This window comes from Pseudactinotalea sp. (assembly GCF_048594945.1).
Classification (GTDB): Bacteria; Actinomycetota; Actinomycetes; order Actinomycetales; family Beutenbergiaceae; genus Pseudactinotalea.
Map to the genome: position 1 here is coordinate 1 of NZ_JBMDXJ010000076.1, position 4,497 is coordinate 4,497.

The window sequence follows — 4,497 nt, forward strand, 5'->3', positions numbered from 1 at the left end:
GGCTGCTGGTGGTCGCCGCCGCCGTCGGGCAGTTCGCGATCGGCTACCTCGCCCGCTACCTGGGCTACCGGTTCGGTGAACGGACCGCCGCGCGACTACGCGAAGGGCTGACCGACCGGGTGATGCGGCTCCCGGCGCGGACGGTGGAGCGGACCGAGACCGGCGACCTGACCTCCCGGGCCACAACCGACACCGGCCTTGTCGCGACCGTTCTGCGTGACGCGGTCCCCGAGCTGCTGTTCGCGTTCATCCAGGCGGCCATCATCCTGACGGCGATCTTCCTCCTCTCCCCGGTGATGGGCGCCGTCGGCCTGGTCACGCTGGTCGCGATCCCGGTCGTGCTCCGCTGGTACCTGCGGCGTGCGCGTGGCGCCTATCTGGACCAGAGCGCCGCCAACGCCGACGTGGCCGACACGCTGGCGACCACCGCCCTCGGCGCTCGCACGGTGGAGCTCCTCGGGCTGCAACGGCGCCGCCGCGCTGCTACCGCTGGGGCGGTCGCGACCACGCGCACCGCGATGCTCCGGACGCTTCGGCTTCGCACCGTGCTGTTCCCGACGATCGACGTCTCCACCGCCCTCGCTGTCGGCGTGGTGTTCGGTGTCGGCGGACTGTTGTTCCTCGAGGAGGTGATCAGCCTCGGCACCGTGGTCGCCGCCACGCTGTACCTGCGGCAGCTGGGCGGACCGATCGAGGCCATCCTCATCTGGGTCGAGACGCTGCAGAGCAGCCTGGCCTCGTTCGCACGAGTGGAAGGTGTCCGGGCCGAGGAGTCTGCCCCCGCGGCCGGGCCCGCGCCGGTCGACGAGCGCATCGTGGTCACCGACGTCACCTATGCCTATGGCTCCTCCGATGTGCTCGACGGCGTCAGCCTGGACGTGCGCGCGGGTGAGCACCTGGCGATCGTGGGAACCTCGGGCGCCGGAAAGACCACCCTGGGGCGCCTCATCGCCGGGATCGACCGGCCCCGTACCGGTTCGGTGACCGTGGGAGGCGCCGCCATCGCCGACCTGCCGCCCGAGAATCTCCGCCACCACGTGGTGCTCGTGACGCAGGACCACCACGTGTTCGCCGACTCGCTCCGCGACAACCTGACGATCGCCGCGCCCCACGCCGGTGACGCCGAGCTCCGGGCCGCGCTTCACGCCGTCGGGGCCGACTGGGTGGGCGAGCTGCCGAAGCAGCTCGACACCGACCTGGGCGAGCACCCCCTCAGCGGCGCGCAAGCGCAGCAGGTCGCGCTCGCACGCGTGCTCCTCGCAGATCCGCACACGCTCGTGCTCGACGAAGCCACCGCCCTGCTCGACCCCCGCGCGGCACGCCACACCGAACGCGCGCTCGCCACCGCCACGCACGGCCGGACCGTCATCGCCGTCGCACACCGCCTCCACACCGCACGCGATGCCGACCGCGTCGCGGTGATGGAGGCCGGGCGGATCATCGAGCTCGGGACGCACGAGGAACTCGTGTCAGCCGATGGCGAGTACGCACGGCTCTGGCGCGCGTGGGCGGGAGGCGGGGATGGCTAGAGCGTGTCTGCTCCGAGGTGGGCGTCGCGCAGCCAGGCCTCACACCGTGAGCAGCACCTTGGTGGCGCGGCGTTCGTCCATCGCCCGGTAGCCCTCGGCGGCTTCCTCGATGGGCAGCTCGAGGTCGAAGACGACGCCGGGGTCGATCTGGTCGGTCATGATCAGCTCGATGAGCTCGGGCAGGAAGCGGCGCACCGGTGCCGGGCCACCGAGCAGGCTCACGGTGGCGAAGAACAGGTCGAGGCCGTCGAGCTCGACGCCGTGCGAGACGCCGACGTAGCCGACGTGGCCACCCGCGCGGGTGGCCCCGATCGCCTGCAGCATCGCCTCTTGCGTTCCGACCGCCTCGATCGTGGAGTGCGCGCCGTACCCGCCGGTCATCTCCTTGACCTACGCGACGCCGGCGTCGCCGCGCTCCTCCACGAGGTCGGTCGCACCGAACCTGCGGGCCAGGGTCTGCCGGTCAGCGTGACGGCTGAAGGCGATGATCCGCTCGGCGCCGAGCTGCTTGGCGGCCAGGATCGCGAGCAGCCCGACCGCGCCGGCACCGACCACGGCGACCGTCTTGCCCGGTCCCGCCTGCGCGGCTACGGCGGCGACCCAGCCGGTGCCCAGCACGTCGGAGGCGGCGAGAAGGCTGCGCGTCTGCGCGGGAGTGGGATCGCCGCCGACCTTGACGAGGGTGCCGTCCGCGAGCGGGATGCGGGCGTAGTCGGCCTGGGTGCCGATCGAGCCCATCATCACCTGGTGAATGCACCGGGACTGAAACCCGGCCCGGCAGATCTCGCACGTGTTGTCCGAGGCGACGAACGAGCCGACCACGAAGTCGCCGACCTTGATCTCCCGCACATCGGCCCCGACCTCCGAGACGACCCCGATGTACTCGTGGCCCATCCGCGTGGGCCGGGTGACGTCCTCGACTCCGCGATAGGGCCACAGGTCGGAGCCGCAGATGCACGCGGCGGTGACGCGGATGATCGCGTCCGTGGGCTCGACGATGGTGGGCTCGTCCACCTGATCGACCCGGACGTCCCCGGGGGCATGCATGACGACGGCGCGCATGGGCTTCTCCTTCTGGGCTCTGACGGTCTGACGGTTTGATGTCAAGAACAGCACGTCCGCGACCCGGGTGGGAGTCACTGTCAGGGACTGGCACGCCGGAGCGGGTTCCATCGTTGGAGGTACTCGCAGAGACTCCCTCGCAGCCGGCCCGTGACCTAACGTGAACAGCATGGACAACCGATCGGAGGTCCGCGAGTTCCTCACCACGCGTCGCGACAAGGTCGCTCCGGGGGAGGTTGGCCTTCCGGTCGGTACGAACCGGCGTGTCAAGGGACTGCGGCGCAGCGAGGTCGCCGCGCTGGCGGGCGTGAGCGTGGAGTACTACACGCGCCTCGAGCGCGGCGCGATCAGCGGCGCCTCGCCGGCGGTCCTCGACTCGCTGGCCCGCGCACTGCGCCTGGACGAGGCCGAGCGTGCGCACCTGTTCGACCTGGCCCATGCGGCGAGTCCGATCGCCCGACCACGCCGCAAGCGCAGCCCGAAGTGCTGGACGCCGCACCCCAGCCTGCAGTGGAGCCTGGATGCGATCGTGGCGGGCCCGGCTTTCGTGCGCAACGGCCGCATGGACATGCTCGCCGCCAACGCGCTCGGACGAGCCTTCTACAAGGACGTCTACGACATGCCCGGTGAGCCGCCGAACATCGCACGGTTCACGTTCCTCGACGAGCGCGCCGGTCACTTCTACCCCGACTGGGCCGCCTTCGCTGAGATCACGGTCTCGATCCTGCGCACCGAGGCAGGCCGCGATCCGCACAACAAGGACCTGCACGACCTCATCGGTGAACTGGGGACCCGGAGCCAGGAGTTCCGCCGACTCTGGGGTGCGCACGACGTCCGGCATCACGGCACCGGCTTCAAGACCTTCCATCACTCCGTGGTCGGTGAGATGACACTCGCCTACGAAGGGCTGGAGCTGGAGTCCGAACCGGGACTCACGCTGACCATCTATGCCGCCGAACCGGGGTCGCCCTCAGCTGAACGGATGCAGTTGCTCGCCTCCTGGGCAGCAAGCAACGAGCGCGAGCCGTCAGCGCCGCCCTCAGTGAGCAGCATCATGAGCGCCGAGGGCGAAGGCGCGGCCAGGGAGCGGTGAAGATCACCCTGCGCATCGGCGACGACATCGTCGGCGGCGAGCTGTACGACAACCCCGTTGCCGACAGATCGCGGCGCTGCTGCCGTTCGAGGCCGGCTTCGATGACTTCCACGACCAGTGCAAGCTCGCTCCGTTGTAGAGCCTGAGACCGATCGACACCCTGACGGAAGGATTCCTCATGAACACGTTCGCCATCATCGGCGCCGGCCCGGGACTCGGACAGGCGACGGCCCGTCGGTTCGGGCGTGCAGGTTTCGCCGTCGCACTGATCTCCCGCACTCAGGCCAACGTCGATGCTCTGGCCGCTGAGTTGACCGCTGACGGGATCACCGCCCGTGGCTATGCCGCCAACGCCCGCGACCCGCATGCGCTGCGCGCGGCCTTGGATGCTGCCGCTGCCGACCTCGGCCCGATCGAGGTGCTCCAGTACAGCCCCGTGCCGGCGAGGGAGTTCATGAAGCCGGTACTCGAGACGACCGCCGACGACATGCTCGGGCCGGTCGAGCAGTCGGTGTACGGCCCGGTCATCGCGGTGCAGCACGTGCTGCCCGGCCTGCGCGAGCTGGGCAGGGGCACCATCCTGCTCATCAACGGTGGCAGCGCGGTGCGCCCCAACGGCAACGTGACTGGCACCTCGATCGCCTTCGCCGGTGAGAGCGCCTACGGACAGATGCTGCACGACGCACTCGCCAGCGCGAACATCCACGTGGCGCAACTGATCATCCCCCGCGGCATCGGCGGCGGCGAGCCCGACCACGAGCCCGACGCGCTGGCCGAGCGCATCTTCTCCCTCCACCGCGACCGCGGCGCGTT

3 protein-coding genes and 1 pseudogene are annotated in these 4,497 nt (G+C 70.4%); 3 read left to right on the plus strand and 1 reads right to left on the minus strand.

Annotated elements, in window-relative coordinates:
• On the plus strand, nucleotides 1–1,529 hold a 1,529-nt coding region (locus ACOJSN_RS03470; protein WP_420111117.1), incomplete at its 5' end, for an ABC transporter ATP-binding protein.
• 39 nt (nucleotides 1,530–1,568) lie between these two features.
• Here ACOJSN_RS03470 and ACOJSN_RS03475 read toward each other — a convergent pair.
• Nucleotides 1,569–2,591: pseudogene (locus tag ACOJSN_RS03475) on the minus strand (zinc-binding dehydrogenase).
• Between the two features lie 169 nt (nucleotides 2,592–2,760).
• Here ACOJSN_RS03475 and ACOJSN_RS03480 point away from each other — a divergent pair.
• Entirely contained in the window at nucleotides 2,761–3,684 is a 924-nt protein-coding gene (locus ACOJSN_RS03480) for a helix-turn-helix transcriptional regulator (RefSeq protein ID WP_420111118.1), read from the plus strand.
• A 178-nt stretch (nucleotides 3,685–3,862) separates the two neighbouring features.
• Nucleotides 3,863–4,497: SDR family NAD(P)-dependent oxidoreductase (locus tag ACOJSN_RS03485; protein ID WP_420111119.1), on the plus strand; the 635-nt coding region annotated here is incomplete at its 3' end.